The 15,361-nt window shown below is 48.7% G+C and carries 17 protein-coding genes; 10 read left to right on the top strand and 7 right to left on the bottom strand.

Annotated features, from left to right (window positions below; genetic code table 11):
- Positions 1-178 precede the first annotated feature (178 nt).
- The gene (locus NG792_RS20575) at positions 179-442 is read right to left on the bottom strand and encodes a hypothetical protein (protein ID WP_261236633.1); all 264 of its coding nucleotides are present in this window, start codon (positions 440-442) and stop codon (positions 179-181) included.
- 3 nt (positions 443-445) lie between these two features.
- Here NG792_RS20575 and NG792_RS20570 point away from each other — a divergent pair, with 3 nt between their 5' ends.
- The 4 genes from NG792_RS20570 (at position 446) to NG792_RS20555 (ending at position 1,687) form a co-directional block, all read left to right on the top strand.
- The gene (locus NG792_RS20570; protein ID WP_261200728.1) at positions 446-544 is read left to right on the top strand and encodes a hypothetical protein; all 99 of its coding nucleotides are present in this window, start codon (positions 446-448) and stop codon (positions 542-544) included.
- A gap of 172 nt (positions 545-716) precedes the next feature.
- On the top strand, positions 717-965 hold the full coding sequence (locus NG792_RS20565) for a helix-turn-helix domain-containing protein (RefSeq protein WP_261200729.1): 249 nt from the start codon (positions 717-719) through the stop codon (positions 963-965).
- A 6-nt stretch (positions 966-971) separates the two neighbouring features.
- On the top strand, positions 972-1,160 hold the full coding sequence (locus NG792_RS20560) for a hypothetical protein (protein ID WP_261200730.1): 189 nt from the start codon (positions 972-974) through the stop codon (positions 1,158-1,160).
- A gap of 125 nt (positions 1,161-1,285) precedes the next feature.
- Positions 1,286-1,687: a hypothetical protein gene (locus tag NG792_RS20555; RefSeq protein ID WP_261200731.1), complete on the top strand. Its 402-nt coding sequence runs from the start codon at positions 1,286-1,288 to the stop codon at positions 1,685-1,687.
- 14 nt (positions 1,688-1,701) lie between these two features.
- Here NG792_RS20555 and NG792_RS20550 read toward each other — a convergent pair whose 3' ends face one another.
- Complete coding sequence (locus NG792_RS20550) at positions 1,702-2,850, bottom strand: DNA cytosine methyltransferase (protein WP_261236632.1); 1,149 nt, start codon at positions 2,848-2,850, stop codon at positions 1,702-1,704.
- Positions 2,851-3,353: 503 nt separating this feature from the next.
- Between NG792_RS20550 and NG792_RS20545 the strand changes: the two genes are divergently transcribed.
- The 4 genes from NG792_RS20545 to tsaB all read left to right on the top strand — a co-directional run bounded on the left by NG792_RS20545 (position 3,354) and on the right by tsaB (position 9,416).
- Positions 3,354-5,735, top strand: coding sequence for a WD40 repeat domain-containing protein (locus NG792_RS20545; RefSeq protein WP_261236631.1), 2,382 nt, complete (start codon positions 3,354-3,356; stop codon positions 5,733-5,735).
- Positions 5,736-5,914: 179 nt separating this feature from the next.
- Entirely contained in the window at positions 5,915-7,423 is a 1,509-nt protein-coding gene (locus NG792_RS20540) for a protein kinase domain-containing protein (protein WP_261236630.1), read from the top strand.
- A gap of 34 nt (positions 7,424-7,457) precedes the next feature.
- Entirely contained in the window at positions 7,458-8,645 is a 1,188-nt protein-coding gene (locus tag NG792_RS20535) for a WD40 repeat domain-containing protein (protein WP_261236629.1), read from the top strand.
- An 87-nt stretch (positions 8,646-8,732) separates the two neighbouring features.
- A complete protein-coding gene (gene tsaB / locus NG792_RS20530) occupies positions 8,733-9,416 on the top strand; it encodes a tRNA (adenosine(37)-N6)-threonylcarbamoyltransferase complex dimerization subunit type 1 TsaB (RefSeq protein WP_261236628.1) in 684 nt (227 codons plus the stop codon).
- Positions 9,417-9,539: 123 nt separating this feature from the next.
- On the opposite strand, the gene NG792_RS20525 is transcribed toward tsaB, so the two are convergent.
- Together NG792_RS20525 and psb29 are read right to left on the bottom strand one after the other, a co-directional pair.
- Positions 9,540-10,250, bottom strand: coding sequence for a phosphoribosyltransferase (locus NG792_RS20525; RefSeq protein WP_261200737.1), 711 nt, complete (start codon positions 10,248-10,250; stop codon positions 9,540-9,542).
- Positions 10,251-10,370: 120 nt separating this feature from the next.
- Positions 10,371-11,078: a photosystem II biogenesis protein Psp29 gene (gene psb29, locus NG792_RS20520; RefSeq protein WP_261200738.1), complete on the bottom strand. Its 708-nt coding sequence runs from the start codon at positions 11,076-11,078 to the stop codon at positions 10,371-10,373.
- Between the two features lie 173 nt (positions 11,079-11,251).
- On the opposite strand from psb29, the gene NG792_RS20515 reads away from it, so the two are divergent.
- Positions 11,252-11,887: a chromophore lyase CpcT/CpeT gene (locus NG792_RS20515; protein WP_261200774.1), complete on the top strand. Its 636-nt coding sequence runs from the start codon at positions 11,252-11,254 to the stop codon at positions 11,885-11,887.
- A gap of 83 nt (positions 11,888-11,970) precedes the next feature.
- Here NG792_RS20515 and NG792_RS20510 read toward each other — a convergent pair whose 3' ends face one another.
- Positions 11,971-12,339: an STAS domain-containing protein gene (locus tag NG792_RS20510; protein WP_015148893.1), complete on the bottom strand. Its 369-nt coding sequence runs from the start codon at positions 12,337-12,339 to the stop codon at positions 11,971-11,973.
- A 268-nt stretch (positions 12,340-12,607) separates the two neighbouring features.
- Positions 12,608-13,639 carry an oxygen-dependent coproporphyrinogen oxidase gene (gene hemF, locus NG792_RS20505; protein ID WP_261236627.1) on the bottom strand — a complete coding sequence of 344 codons (1,032 nt, stop codon included), beginning with the start codon at positions 13,637-13,639 and terminating at the stop codon, positions 12,608-12,610.
- A gap of 416 nt (positions 13,640-14,055) precedes the next feature.
- Between hemF and NG792_RS20500 the strand changes: the two genes are divergently transcribed.
- Positions 14,056-15,126: an Mrp/NBP35 family ATP-binding protein gene (locus NG792_RS20500; protein ID WP_261236626.1), complete on the top strand. Its 1,071-nt coding sequence runs from the start codon at positions 14,056-14,058 to the stop codon at positions 15,124-15,126.
- On the opposite strand, the gene NG792_RS20495 is transcribed toward NG792_RS20500, so the two are convergent.
- Positions 15,083-15,361 (bottom strand): hypothetical protein (locus NG792_RS20495; RefSeq protein ID WP_261236625.1); only part of this gene is annotated, 279 nt, incomplete at its 5' end. The two genes, NG792_RS20500 and NG792_RS20495, sit on opposite strands and share 44 nt — an antisense overlap.

Genomic DNA, 15,361 nt, shown 5'->3' with positions numbered 1-15,361 from the left:
GGTGCAGCAAACTGGAGTTGAACTCCGAGTTTTCTGTTACTCAACTCTAACCCATAATGTTTTTTTAAACTGTAGTCGCATGAGGATTTGTTGAGCGCCTTTATTGTAGAACATCTCTGGCCGGGGGGTGAGATAGATGCAGTCTGGACACTCAAACCCCAAGAAAACCCTCGCTAAACTAAGCGATATTGAGAGGGTTATTTAATGTCAGACAAACCGCGAAGAGACTTCCGAGATCTCGCTTAGAATCAGCTAAGATAAAGGACATCAAAAAGGCTAAACTATTAGAAAGAAGCGGAGAAATGCGCGATCGCACCGAAGTTGCTCCCCCACAGCACAATTCCAGGAGACTTAAGGCGATGGCGCGGACCACCCAAACCGCATGGATCCCCAGGAGCGATCGGCGACTGCACTCAGAAGCCTTACCATAGAAGAAAGACATTCCATGATAGTCAGTTCTCTAGGGTATAGTCCCGATGGCATCACCTTAGCGAGTGGATCTCACGATGGCACGATTAAGCTGTGGCAAAATTCTTCGGGTTAGGACCCTGTACCCTAAAGAATGGTAGGGCTGTTTCATTCTCCGGGCCAGATAAAACTTATGGTTCTGGGAAAATTTTAGAATGAAATAGCCCTACTCTCTATATGGGGTTCATCAAGCTTGATGTGACACATCGTCCATAGACATATCGTCTACAGGCCTTGACAATCGGTAAATGAATCAATCGAGAAGAGCAATCCTGCTTGCCTTGGGTAATCTTGTCAAGAAGCGTCGGACAGAGTTGGGAATTTCCCAGGAGGAACTGGGTTTTCGTGCCAACCTGGATCGAACTTACATTTCGGGAATTGAAAGGGGGATGAGAAATCCTTCTCTAACTGCTCTTGTCAGTCTAGCCCGGGGTCTAAGTTTAACGGTTTCCACTCTTCTAAATGGATTAGAAGTTGAAGTGGACGAGATAGAATGAACCCGGATGACTTACCCTTTGACATTATCACTCAATTCAGAAAAAACTCGACCCAACGAAAAGTATTTGACCTTCTGGCCGACCAAAAATGGCATTGCCGTAGATGTGAAGGAAGCAAAATTGGTTCGGGACAATATGCGGGAGGGGGTGGAATTCAAGGATTACAACGTGGGACTAAAAGTCGTCCTGGTTTAATCATTGAAACTACAAGTAGATATTGCGAAAATTGTAAATCTAATCAACTACAAGACCGCTGGACAGGAAATCTTCAACCGGCAAATTCTTCAACAAATATTTCCCTTAAACTAGCAAAAAAAATATTGGAATTCTATGCTTACAGGGATGTAATAGAACAAAGAACCCGTTCCGTTCACGAACTGATAATTGATCATCGCTTTCCAATGGAACGGTGGGGAGATACTGAACCACCTCATGATGCGGACATGACCCCAGCAGAAATTAAGCAAAAATTTCAGTTACTCAAAAAAGATAGTGCTGGAAACCATAACCTTTTAAAATCCCGCAGTTGTGAACGTTGTATCAAAACGAATAAACGAGGGACACCGTTAGGCATAAAATTCTATTATGAAGGAGATGAAAACTGGCCCGCCGATGTCCCCGTTAGAGGGAAGGATGCTGAAACAGGTTGCGTGGGATGTGGCTGGTATGATTTTGAAACTTGGCGCGATCGCCTCAATCAACAAATAGCTCAGACTGATTAACCTGTAGCAAAATGTTAGTTTAAGCCTGAATTTTTTATGTGGTTGAGAGCGGGAATCAGTGCGTAGCCAATACACTCAGCTAAACGAGGTGGAACAGCATTCCCGATTTGCCACATTGCTTTCTTCATAGACCCCTCAAAAATAAATGTATCGGGAAAGCTTTGCAATCTTGCCATTTCTCGGGCTGAAATGACACGATTGAGGTAGGGATGGATGTGAGTGCCCCCATGATTTTCTTTAACAGTCATGCTTGGTTTACCGGGATATTGCCGCTTAAAAGCATCAACATAACTTTCATATAATGACCCACCCGGAGCAACTTTTGCAATTCGTTCCATATATTCAGAGGAATGGCGAGTCCACTCATGGTTAATTTCAGGAATTCGGGTATATTCGGGCAGATCAGAAATTGCGGATTCGATGGGTTTGTACTGTTCAGAGGTTAATTGAGGCTTGGGATAAGGGTTGTCCATTCCAAATCGGTTGGCAATGAAAATAGCACGGGGGCGAATTTGTGGAACTCCATAATCAGCCGATTCAAGAATGGCAATCGATACATGGGAATAACCGATCGCCTCCAGTGCTTCACAAATTGCTTGTTTGATAGCTCCTTTCTGGAGCGTCAAAATTCCCGGTACATTTTCTATGACAACATACCAGGGGCGTACGTGGGAAACCACTCTTACAAATTCCTGAAACAAACGATTCCGAGGATCATCGGGGTTGCGTTTTCCCGCTACGGAAAACCCTTGACAAGGCGGCCCTCCCACGATTAAATGTACGGGGGAAGAATTAATTTGATTGAGAACTAAATCAGTAGAAAATTTCTCTATTTCTCCACAAAAATGATTGCAATTTGGAAAATTTCTTTGGTAAGTTGCAGAAGCAATCGGATTTACTTCTACACTCGCGATCGGGTTAAAGCCAGCTTGGAATAAACCTTGAGTCATTCCTCCCGCACCACAAAACAGATCCATAAATAGATAGGGATTATCAGATTTGAGACCCGCTTCTACTTCTACAAAAATTTTGTGAGGATCCGTTTCACTCAATACCAGTTCCCGCTGAATCCGCTCGTATCGTCGTAACTTAGGTTGTTTCTCTATTCTTTTAGAATCTATTGTTTCTAATTCGGGCCACAGAGAAAGTTGTTCTCCTTCCATAATGTAGGGCTTATTTTGATAACAATTGAATTTTCACATTTACCTTTAATAATGTCAAGCTCCTTGGAGGAGGTAAATAGAGTTGGTAGTTGTTGATTGCCACCTAATTGATGAGCTTCCCTGTGTTGATTAGGTAGAGAAAGCCTGTAAAAAAAACCTTTACTACTCACGTCACTCAATCGACAATCAATTTCCTCGCCCTGAGACCATAACAGCACCGCAACAACCCCCGCTCATCGGATTGCCATCCGAAGCCTTACCATAGAGAAAAGAAATCGAACGGTCAGGACTACATTGGAGTAAATTTCCTTGGTGAGTCTGTGCTTCGATGTAATTTAGACCCAATCCGGTACTCTTCGGCGAAAAACCGCACCCTCAAGGGTGGGGCTACACGAACAAAGCCCGCCTGCGCGGGCTAAAGAATAAAATAGGTCTTTCACCACCGGATTTGGGATGAGACTATTGTCAGACTGTTGATTGCTTGTTCACCTGTTGTGAAAACCATGACTAAACCCCACTGGCTCGAAATTACTGAATCTGTGGCCCTTGCCGGTTCTGTGCTGGGCACGATCGCCGTTGCTGGAACTCAACAAGTCCTCTATGCAGCGGTCCCGTTAACGGTGGCGGTGAGTTTGAATGTGGCGAATCGACAACGACTGTACCAACTCAACCAACGACGCAGCGAGGAGGCGATCGCCCAAGTTTATGACTCCCTGCAACCTCTAAACCAACGGTTCGATCGCCTGGAATCCAGCAAGCAACAGGCAAACTCCCAAACGGAAGAACGGATCACCCAGTTACAAGAATCTTTACGGGATGAACTGTTCGAGGCGATCGCCCAAGTTGAGGAGAGTTTCCCCCCTATCCCGGAAGTCCCCACCCTGGACCCGCTAATTGCCCGGATAAACGCCCTAGAATCCCAACTGGAACAACAGCGCGATCGCATCGAAGCGCAGAAATTGGAATTAAAAGACTCATTGCGCCAGGAAAATGAAACGGCGATCGCCCGCATCCATCAAGCATTGGAATCCCTTCCCCCCTTCCCTAATCTCAAACCTTTAGCCGATCGCCTCGAACAACTGGAAACCGCAACGGAACAAGTCAACCAAGAAACTGAACGCCAAATCGAAGCGTTCACAAAATCCCTGTGGGAACAAACAGAAAAGGCAGTCGGGCAAATTTATCAATCCCTCGCCACTTTACCCACTGCTGAAACCCTGACAACTCTTAGCGATCGCCTGAGTCAACTGGAACTTACTACTAATGCGATCGCCCTGGCTTCATCCCCAGAAACAGACGCCTCTAGCACTTCTGCTGCTGCACTCCAAGATGCCATCCAATCCCTCTCGAATTCCCCGAAATTTGAGGCAATTTACGATCGCCTGCAACAATTAGAAGCACTCAACGAACCCCCAACAACGTCTGAACTTCAGGAAATTCAAGCAACGTTAACCCAACAAAACCAAGAGGCGATCGCCCGGGTGAATACGGTAATTGAGGCAGTCACCCAGCGTTTGGAACGCCTAGAAACCGCATCCCGCGCCATACCCTCTCCCCTCCCGGAACTCCACCACCTACCTCCTCCTGACGAGAGCAACGCCAATCCACCCACTGCCAATCCTCCAACCCCAGAAAACCCCAGCCAACCGCCTCGGGTCCCCTCGGAATATCGCAAAGAAGCCTTTTCCGTGAAACCCTTAACCCCACCGCCTGCTAATTCCGAGGATGACTTGGACGAGTGGGACGAAGAAATCATCGCGCCATCGGAGGAAAACCCAGAGTCTACGCCAACGACACCGAACAAACCCTTAATCCCGAAATTGTCTATCAAACCCTTTACTAAACCCGAATCCCTCACCAAAGCAATGGGGGGAATCGAATCCTCCATCGGCGAAGTGTTGGGGGATTTGCAAGGATTTGTCGGCAAATGGCGCGGGGAAAAATCTTCCCCAGATGCCTCTGAAACTGTTCCCGATGCTGAAGGATTTCCTAATCAAAATTGGCGCTGCATTCGCACGATCGCCGGACATCGAGATATTGTCAATTGTGTGGCAATTCATCCTGAAGGCAACAGCATTGCTGCTGGGGATGGGGATAATACGGTGAAACTCTGGGGGATTGCTGAAGGCAGCGAAATCCGCAGCTTTAATGGGGAAGATTGGTTTGCCTCGGTGAATGCGATCGCATGGAGTCCCGATGGTGGGGCGATCGCCTGTGGCGTTGGGGAAGCGGTGGAGGTGTGGGATGTAGCCCAGGGTCGCGCACTTCATCGATTTACCCGCAATTCCGAGGCAGTTTATGCGGTTATTTTTCTTAATAACGGTCAACAAATCATCGCCAGTGATACCCGAGGGTCAGTGGCTTTTTGGCATCGGGAAACTGGGGAAGAACTGCGCCGATTTAATGCTCATCCGGGCATGATTCGCGCTTTAGCGATTAGTCCGGACGATCGCATTCTTGCCACTGCCTCAGATGAGGGGATGATTAAACTCTGGCAGTTACAAACGGGACAGGAAATTTGCGTTTTTAAGACTCATAACGATGCCGTGAATGCGATCGCCTTCAGTCGTGATGGACAATTCCTCGCCAGTGGCAGTACCGACATGACCCTAAAACTGTGGCAGGTGAACTCTGGGGAAGAACTTCGCACCTTTACGGGACATACCGGGGCGATCGCTGCTGTTGCCTTCTCCCCCCACAGCGAAACCCTGATTAGTGGCAGTACCGATAAAACCGTTAAACTGTGGCATCGCGAGACTGGCGAACTGATCCGAACTCTCAAGGGTCATAGCAACAGCGTCACCGGCATTGCCATCACTCCCGACGGCAAAACCCTGGTGAGTGGCAGCAGCGATAAAACTGTGATGATTTGGCAGCGCGAGTAATCCCAAATCCAGGTATGAAAAGTTATTTCTATAGAGTAGCCCGCGCAGGCGGGCTTTGTTAGTATAGCCTCCGGGCTTTCCTTACGGAACGCTACGCGAACAGCCTGCGGGTATTTAACTCCATAGCATTCTACAGCCAACCGATTACTATAAAGTTATCCCCCTGCTGGCTTGACCCTATGAGCTATTGTTTAAATCCCGACTGTCAAAAGCCTCAAAACCCAGCAACCTATAACTTTTGCCATAATTGTGGTGCAAAGCTGCTACTGGGCGATCGCTATCGTGCGCTTAAATCCATTGGACAGGGTGGGTTTGGGCGAACTTTCCTGGCAGTCGATGAGTATAAACCCTCCAAACCCCGCTGCGTCATCAAGCAGTTTTTTCCCCAATTCCAAACCCCGCAAAATGCTCAAAAAGCAGCGCAACTGTTTCAAAAAGAAGCCGTCCGTTTAGATGATTTAGGAACTCATCCCCAAATCCCTGCCTTACTGGCTCATTTTGAGTCGGATAATTATCAATATTTAGTCCAAGAATTTATCGACGGACAAACCTTAGCCCAAGAGTTGGAAACTGAGGGCGCACTCTCGGAATTTAAAGTTCGTCAAGTGCTATTTGATTTATTGCCAGTTTTACAATTTGTTCATGATAAAAAAGTCATTCACCGAGATATTAAACCGGAAAATATTATTCGCCGCACTACCCTAACTGAACTTTTAGAAGCGGACCCTGAAGCACGAGAAGAACCCAATCATTTTCAATCTGGGCAACTGGTGTTAGTGGATTTTGGGGCTGCTAAATTTGCCACCGCTACCGCCTTGGGGCGGACTGGAACAGTAATTGGCACTGCTGGATATGTCGCCCCAGAGCAATTTTTAGGTCAAGCGGTTCCGGCTAGTGATTTGTATTGTTTGGGGGTGACTTGTGTGCAATTATTAACGGCAACTGAACCCTTTAGTCTATTTGATGTCAAGGAAGGAGTTTGGCATTGGCGGGATTATCTATTATCTCCCGTTAACCTGGAATTTGCCAAAGTTTTAGACCGATTATTAGAAGCAAATCTCAATCGGCGCTATCATTCAGCGACAGAAGTTCTCACGGATTTAGAGTGGTTACCCCCGGTGACTAATCGAACGACTCCGAAACCCAACCCGTCGCCCGGAGTTAGGGGAAATTCACCACCCCAACCCCCCAATAATCCCTCCATTGTCTCGCGATTAATCGGGGCGACACCGCAAATGATTAAAGGGACAATTTTGGAGAATTTTGGCAAATTTGAAGCGGCGATCGCTTCTTATGACCAGGCGATCGCCCTCAAACCAAATAATGCCGATGCTTGGTATAAAAAAGCTCGTCTCTATGCCGAAATGGGCAACCATGACGAGGCATTATCCGGCTATGAAAAAACCCTGGAACTCAAGCCAGACCGCTGGGATGCATGGCGAGATAAAGGCATTATGCTCTATAAATTGCGCCGCTATCCCGATGCTATTTCCAGCTATTTAAAAGCATTACAATTTCAACCAAATCAGCCTTTAATCTGGCTATTAATGAGCATGGCAATTAGGCAATCAGGCAATTATAAAGAGGCCCAAACCACTTTAGATCAAGCTAGACAGATCTTGCCGGAACGGGATGCTGACCGAGCTTCCTTGTTATGGCAAGCGTGGGAAATTTTAATTAAAAATTGATAAAAATTGATTCAAATTTGAATCAGCAAATAGTATGCCAATGAATTTTGAGGGACCGAAATATTATGATGCAGTGATGGGCGGCCACCATTCACCGCCACCGGGATCCGCAGTATTGGGGGGACTGACGGGGATTCAAAACCGCTTGGCGGTGGTGGATATTCCCGTGAAAGTTTCGGCGTTGAAAGAGGCGTTAAATTATGGTCAAGCAGGTTTAGAATTAGTCATTGAAGCGTTAAAAGATGACTGTCACACCGTGCGGCGATCGGCATTTTTGTTGCTGAAACATCGGACCGAACCGACGGCGATCGCTGCTTTAAAAAAGTTTAATGCCTATCGCTTTTTTGAATGCATTCATACCATTCAAGCGCATCGCAGTTGGGTTTTGTCCATCGCTTTTAGTCCCACAGGACGGCAAATTGCCAGCGCCAGTAAGGATAAAACGATTAAATTGTGGGTGAGGGATACCGGACGCAAATTGTACACCCTCAAGGGTCACAGTCATTGGGTTTCCGCAGTGGCATACAGTCCGCGATCGCCGATTCTGGTCAGTGGCAGTTGGGACTACACCATCAAACTTTGGCAACGTCTTGGGGAACGCGAACTCTATAGTTTCCCCGGAGACAGCGAAATTTATGCGATCGCCATCAGTCCCGACGGCGAATTTATTGCCGGTGGCAGTGGGGATAAAACCATCAAACTCATTGATATCGCCAAAAAACAGCAAGTTAGAACCCTCGTCGGACATCAGGGTTATGCAATGGCAGTGGCATTTAGTCCCAATAACCAACTCATTGCTAGTGGCAGCAGTGACAAAACCATCAAACTCTGGCATCGAGAAACCGGCAGGGAACTCTATACCCTCACGGGACATGGGGAACAAGTCTGCGCGATCGCCTGGAGTCCTGACGGCCAAATCCTCGCCAGCAGCAGCTTTGACCAAACCATCAACCTCTGGCAAATCCAAACCGGACGCCATCTTTGCACCCTTCTCGGTCATACCCATTGGGTCTATGCGATCGCCTGGAGTCCCGATGGACAAACCCTCGCCAGTTGCAGTCGCGACAACACCGTAAAACTATGGCACGTCAAAACAGGCCGAGAAATCCGCACCCTCCCGGGTCACACCCGCGCCACTTGTGCAGTCGCCTTCAGTCCCGATGGACAAACCCTAGCAACTGGCGGCGATGATGGCACAATTAATATTTGGGAATGGCATTGAAGGGGAGAGAACCGCAGATCGAGCGTGGGCAAAGCTGACTATTAGCGCTGTGATTCAGGTGATCCGATAACCCAGTTTGTGTTAAAAATGCTGTACTGTAGGGAGATCATCTTCAATTGTTTTCTGATTGTGCCATTGGACTCTAACCCCTACGCGATCGCCTTCCATACCAGCAGTCCCGAACTAGGTCTAGCTTTGAGCAATTTTGCTGAAACCCACCGCTGCCAAACCTGGGACATGGGGCGATCGCTTGCCACCCACCTACACTCCTATCTTGCCGAGTTTATCTCCCCTCAAACTTGGCAGGATTTCGCCTTTCTTGCTGTTGCCAAAGGACCGGGTAGCTTTACCGGGACCCGTATTGGGGTCGTCACTGCCCGAATTCTCGCCCAACAACTCTCTATTCCCTTATTTGCAATTTCTAGTTTAGCCGCAGTCGCCTGGTCCCAAACTCGCCAGCAGACTGACCCCCAACCGAAGGCGATCGCCCTACAAATGCCCGCCCAAAGGGGTCACCTCTTCACCGCCATTTATGAAATCACACCCACGGCAGCGATTCCCCTCCTTGCGGATACCGTCCTCACCCCAGAACAATGGGAAGAGGCCCTTGCCACTTGTTCGAGTCCCTATCAACTCATCCAAGTCCCAGAAAATTTAGGGTCTACCGTGTCCAGTCTTCTGGAACTCGGCCATTTGGAATGGCAACAAGGGAAACGTCCTCTGAGTTCCGAGGCCCTGCCATTTTATGGACAGCATCCAGTGGACCAGTAAAGCGATTCGTAGAACAAAAGTGCCTGTTGCTTTAACTGTAGGGAAACGGCACTACCTTGTCCTCATTTTTACTCTTGAGCCGTTTTACTTAACTCAGAAAGTTCAATCACCTTTCGCGCAATTTCAACTTTGCTCTGCCTGAGTAATCTTATCTCGGATTCGTTGAGCCGTCGGGGTTTTGAGCAAGTAACGTGCTTCAGACTCTGTAAGGCAGGCAAAGTTGAAGCCGAATCGATTTTGCCACCAGTTTTCAAGTTCGGATCCATGTTTTGATCTTAGTGCATCAAGAGTTGTGTTTGTTAAAGTGATATTGGCCGAATAGGGTTTACCCGTGAGGACAGTTGCCCCAATGACTTGTCCTCGACCACTCATAATATGAGACCGCAGGTTGGCGAGGGTTCCACCTTGTCCTACGAAATCGTCAACTAAAAGATAACATTGGTTTGGGGTGACCTCTCCCTCAAACTCAGCTTGTCGGGCAAGGCGAGAAAATCCATCAGCCCCTGTATGTCCAACAATATTGCTTTGAACAATTCCACTGTCCGTAGGCCAATGTAATTGCTGGGCTAGGGAACTGGCTAATGCTTCAGGAATCGCATTCACCCCTATAGACTCGATCGCATGGGCTGAAACTAATGTCACCTGGGTTCCCTCAAAGGTAGATGCTAACTGCTCTACTACTTGTGCGGAAAGCATCTCATTAACCAAGCGATATGCAGCTTCAGGGTCTCCTGATTTGGCTTCACGGTAGGCCAAATGCTTTTTCACTTCTAATTCTTGGGCATGAATCCATACTTCTGGAAATTCATCCCAAGGAAATCGCACAATAGTCATTTAAGCAATTTTAAAACCCGAATACCGTAAATTTAGCCCGCGCAGGCGGGCTTTGTTCGTATAGCCCCACCCTTCAGGGTGCGGGGCCAGGTAAGGGCGCGGGGCCAGGGCCGTTATCTCTTACTCTGGAGAACCAGGAGGTACAGTTGCTGCCCCTTTCTGCTTCGCCCGGTCTTCGCGTTTTTTACGGTCTGCGGCTAAAATGTCATCCATGACACTGCGGGCCTGAATCATTTTCTCTAAATTGCTGCGGTAGAGGTCGAGGTCTTTAGAGAGTTTATCTGGAGGCAGATTCAGCGCCGTACAGATGCTCTGAACCGCATCTTGACGGGATTTTTCATTTTTCACCAGTTCTAAGTCAGCTTGTTCGAGGAGGGTAAACAGACCCACGGCAAATAATCGGCTGTACTTAAAGTTGGGTTTAGCAGCGATCGCCCCCAGGATGCCTTGGAAATCTCCTTCCATTTCTGGCCCTGCAGAACGACTGAGTAACGCCACCATCTCCTCTCCAGAATGGCGACTGGCAATTTCCTCTAACCATTGGGCATCTTGCCGATATTTGTGGGGATCAGCTTCTAACCCCTTGCAGATGCCATTAAAAATCGATACTTTATCATCTTCGGGTCGATATCCTTGCATAAATCGGTCAAAGGTGGTTACGACTCCGAGGGCATAAATGGGGTCATAATTAAAATCCACATTCACCGACAGCAAGTGCATTTCCACCATCAATTCTTCGACGACCCGTCGATAAATCGAGTTAATCGGACGGGTGTGAATGGTATAGAAGGCTCGCTTGGTATCTGATACGGTGCGGACGTTATTCACGGGGTGCGTTGTTAAGGAGAACTTCCCTTCATTTTCTCTCGTAAACGTACTTTTGCCAAGCGGCATCCGGGGGATCGCCCTCGGGATCTGGCCTAGAATGCTTTAAAATGCAAAATCAACCGGAGATTTCCGGCTGGATATTTCATGAAAACGTTGCAATTTTTAAATTAAAAATGACCCTGACATCGGAGTTAATCGCCCTGGGGCAATATTTAGCGGGGGAATTTGACAATCGAGAACAGGCGATCGCCGAACCTACCTGGTATGTCCACCTGCACCTGTGGCAGCGTCCGGTCCCGGTCCAGTTATTTCCTGAACCCAGTCTGACCCTGTTTGCCGAACAAGCCAACATTCTCAATCTGGAACACCCTTATCGGCCTCGAATCATGCAACTTCGACAACTTGCCAACGGTGACGGGCCACCCCAGTTAGAAGTACAGTATTTCATGCTCAAAGACCCTAGCCAATTCCGGGGGGCTGGTCGCCAACCCAGTCTACTCAAACAGCTAAATCCGGCACAAGTAGAACTCTTGCCCGGATGTACCCTCACCGTCAGCCCGAAACGCTTAACTGACGGGACCTATCATTTTGCCGCATCCTTGCCCTCGGGAGCAAGATGCTGCTTTCCCTATCAAGGAGAAACTCGCCAAGTCGATCTGGGTTTTGAGGCATCCCCGACTGAACTGTTCAGCTTTGATAAAGGCATCGATCCCAATACGGGTAAAGCCTTGTGGGGGGCCATTTTAGGGCCATTCCACTTCACCAAGCGTCAAGATTTTTCAGGGGAACTCGTCGGACTCGTAAGATGAAAGCCGGTGAGCCTTGCGAAGTCCCGGGGATGCCCAACCTAGTCAGAAATGGTCCGACCCGTTTCTCCAATCCCCTTCCGGCATTAAGTCGCCATGCTCCGGGGTCCCGCTTCCAGCGCTTCTTCTTCGGTTTCGTAGATTTCAAAGACTGAATCCATCATCGTGACTTCAAAAACCAATTTGGCCTCTGGATGCACGTTACAAATACGGAAACTGCCTTTAACCTTGTCCGCATCTCGCATCCCTGCTACTAGCGACGTCAGGCCAGAACTATCAATAAAGTTAACCTGCCCTAAATTAACGACAATATGACGACTCAGTTTAGAAATGCACTCCTGTAATTTGAGGCGAAATTGCCAAGCGGTGGTAATGTCTAGGCGACCCGTTGGGGCCAATACAATCACCGTTGTTCCATCCTGGGTCGTATGGGTTTTTTGCTCGATATGAATCACAGGCCCTCCCTCAATACGCTAGTTGCCTACCTCGCTTTCGTAGTTTAGCAAAATCGGAGCCATTGCCCCGATTGAGCTTGACCGAAATTAGCCAAACTTGCTGCTAGAAAAATAGCACAGTGCGTCATCCCTTGACGAAGGAAATGCCCGATCGCGTAACTCCATCGCCCGCATTGACCGGGAATTTGGGTAAATTTGCCCAATTTTTCCAGGCCGTCGCGGGGGATGAAGCAAAAACTGACAGTCTCCAGGAAGGGTGCGGGGGCCTTTATTTACCTGTCCACTCCGCCCAATTTTGCGGTTTCAAAAAGGTTTCGTAGAGTTCCGCTTCTGGGGTGTTGGGTTCGGGTTGATAGCAATATTCCCACCGCACTAAAGGCGGCAGAGACATTAAAATCGACTCGGTGCGTCCATTGGTCTGGAGTCCAAAAATGGTGCCGCGATCGTACACGAGGTTAAATTCCACATACCGTCCCCGGCGATAGAGTTGGAAATTGCGTTCGCGATCGCCATATTCCATGCTGGAACGACGCTCAACAATGGGCCGATAAGCGGGTAAAAACGATCGCCCGCACTCTTGAGCAAAAGCAAACAACGCTTCCCAACTGCGCTGGGGAGGGATGCCAATGTTTCGACTATATTCTGCTGCCGGTCCTGTGGGGTCTGGACCGCGATAGAGTTCGCTTTGACCATCTTGGTAGTCAAAAAATAGACCGCCCACCCCTCGGGTTTCGTCACGATGCTTCAGATAAAAATATTCGTCACACCAGAGTTTGAAAACCTGGTAATACTCATCATGGTGGCGATCGCAAGCCGCTTTCAAGGTTTGGTGAAAATGGGCCGCATCTTCCGCAAACGGATAATAAGGCGTCAAATCTGCACCGCCGCCAAACCACCAAACCGGCCCTGCTTCAAAGTAGCGATAGTTTAAATGGACCGTGGGAACGTAAGGATTGCGCGGGTGCAACACCATCGAAGTGCCCGTGGCATAGAAACGATGGCCTTCGGCCTCGGGACGTTGTTTTAAAATAGAAGGCGGCAGATGATCGCCCCACACTTCAGAAAAATTCACGCCCCCTTGTTCAAAGACATTGCCCTCGCGCATCACCCGAGAACGGCCGCCGCCTCCTTCTGGGCGGTCCCAAGAATCTTCTTGAAACGTGCCAAGGCCATCGAGTTCTGCCAACCCTTGACAAATTTCATCTTGTAGCGATCGCATAAACTGAGTGACTCGTTCTTTCGAGTCATCCGGTGGCAAATTCTGGGTAGAGGTGGCCTCAAAAGTCGAAGAAACTGTCATAATGTCAAATTATTTTCTGCTGCGGGATAGAGATCTGCCTGTCAAGAGCGATCAAAATCAAGAGCGGTGGATAACGCGATCGCACCCTTGATGAAATCTTTAGCCCTTTTCTTGATCAAGCTGACCGACTCTTGAAAAAATCCTATCTTAATCTCCGCCTTGATCAACTGCCTTTAAAAATTCTACATATTACTACAAAAAAAGATACATTAGGAAAATACCTAGTGTTTCAGCAGGCAGCGCGTGTAAGGGGAAGCAACAAACCCAGGCGATCGGGAACAGAGGCAAGATCTACAATTGCGCCTTCCCCTACGGGAAACCACACCCACTCAATGGGCCAAAACTCAACCCCGACCTTCCCCTAAAATAACGACTGTCTGCCTGATCCGTCCGAGAGAGGAGAAACAGGCAAACCAATGACTCAACCCCTAACTTCCCAAGCCATCTTAGAAGTCTTGCAACCCGTGCAAGACCCCGAACTCCAAAAGAGCTTGGTAGACCTGAACATGATTCGCAACGTCCAAATTGACCAAGGGAACGTCAGCTTTACCTTAGTTCTGACCACCCCCGCCTGTCCCTTGCGAGAATTCATCGTCGAAGACTGCCAAAAAGCTGTTCGCACCTTACCGGGCGTTCAAGAAGTCAGCATCGAAGTCACCGCTGAAACCCCCCAACAGAAATCCCTTCCCGATCGCCAAGGCATCGCCGGAGTCAAAAATATCCTCGCCATTTCCAGTGGCAAGGGCGGTGTCGGTAAAAGCACGATCGCCGTCAACGTCGCCGTCTCCCTCGCCCAATCCGGTGCTAAAGTCGGACTCCTCGATGCCGATATCTATGGTCCCAACGACCCCACCATGCTCGGACTCGCCGATGCTCAAGTCATGGTCCGCCAAGGTCCCCAAGGCGATGTCCTCGAACCTGCCTTTAACTACGGCGTGAAATTAGTCTCAATGGCCTTTTTAATTGACAAAGACCAACCCGTTGTCTGGCGCGGTCCCATGTTAAACGGCGTAATTCGGCAGTTTCTCTATCAAGTCGATTGGGGAGAACTCGACTATCTCCTCGTAGATATGCCTCCTGGGACCGGCGACGCCCAACTCACAATGGCTCAATCAGTCCCAATGGCAGGTGTTGTAATTGTCACTACTCCCCAAACCGTCGCCTTGTTGGATTCCCGCAAAGGGTTAAAAATGTTCCAACAATTAAACGTCCCGGTCCTGGGAATTGTGGAAAATATGAGCTATTTCATCCCCCCGGATATGCCAGACAAAAAATACGATATCTTTGGCTCGGGAGGTGGACAAAAAACCGCCGACGAACTCGGTGTCCCCTTATTAGGCTGCGTCCCCTTAGAAATTCCCCTGCGCGAAGGCGGTGATAGCGGAGTGCCGATTACCATTTCCGCCCCGGATTCTCCCTCCGCCAAAGCCCTGCGAGAAATTGCTAACCGAATTGCTGGTAAAGTGTCTGTCGTTGCCCTAGCCTAACCGTAGATAGAACAAACTTTATCTCGATGGCGGTCTCCCCTATCTTCCCCATCTCCCCTATCTCCCCTATCTCCCCTATCTCCCCTATCTCCCCTATCTCCCCTATCTCCCCTATCTCCCCTATCTCCCCTATCTCCCCTATCTCCCCTATCTCCCCTATCTCCCCTATCTCCCCTATCTCCCCTATCTCCCCTATCTCCCCTATCTCCCCTATCTCCCCTATCTCCCCTATCTC

The organism is Laspinema olomoucense D3b, from assembly GCF_025370785.1.
GTDB lineage: Bacteria > Cyanobacteriota > Cyanobacteriia > Cyanobacteriales > Laspinemataceae > Laspinema > Laspinema olomoucense.
Note: the sequence above shows the minus strand (reverse complement) of the source record. Positions and strands in the feature narration are given on the sequence as shown.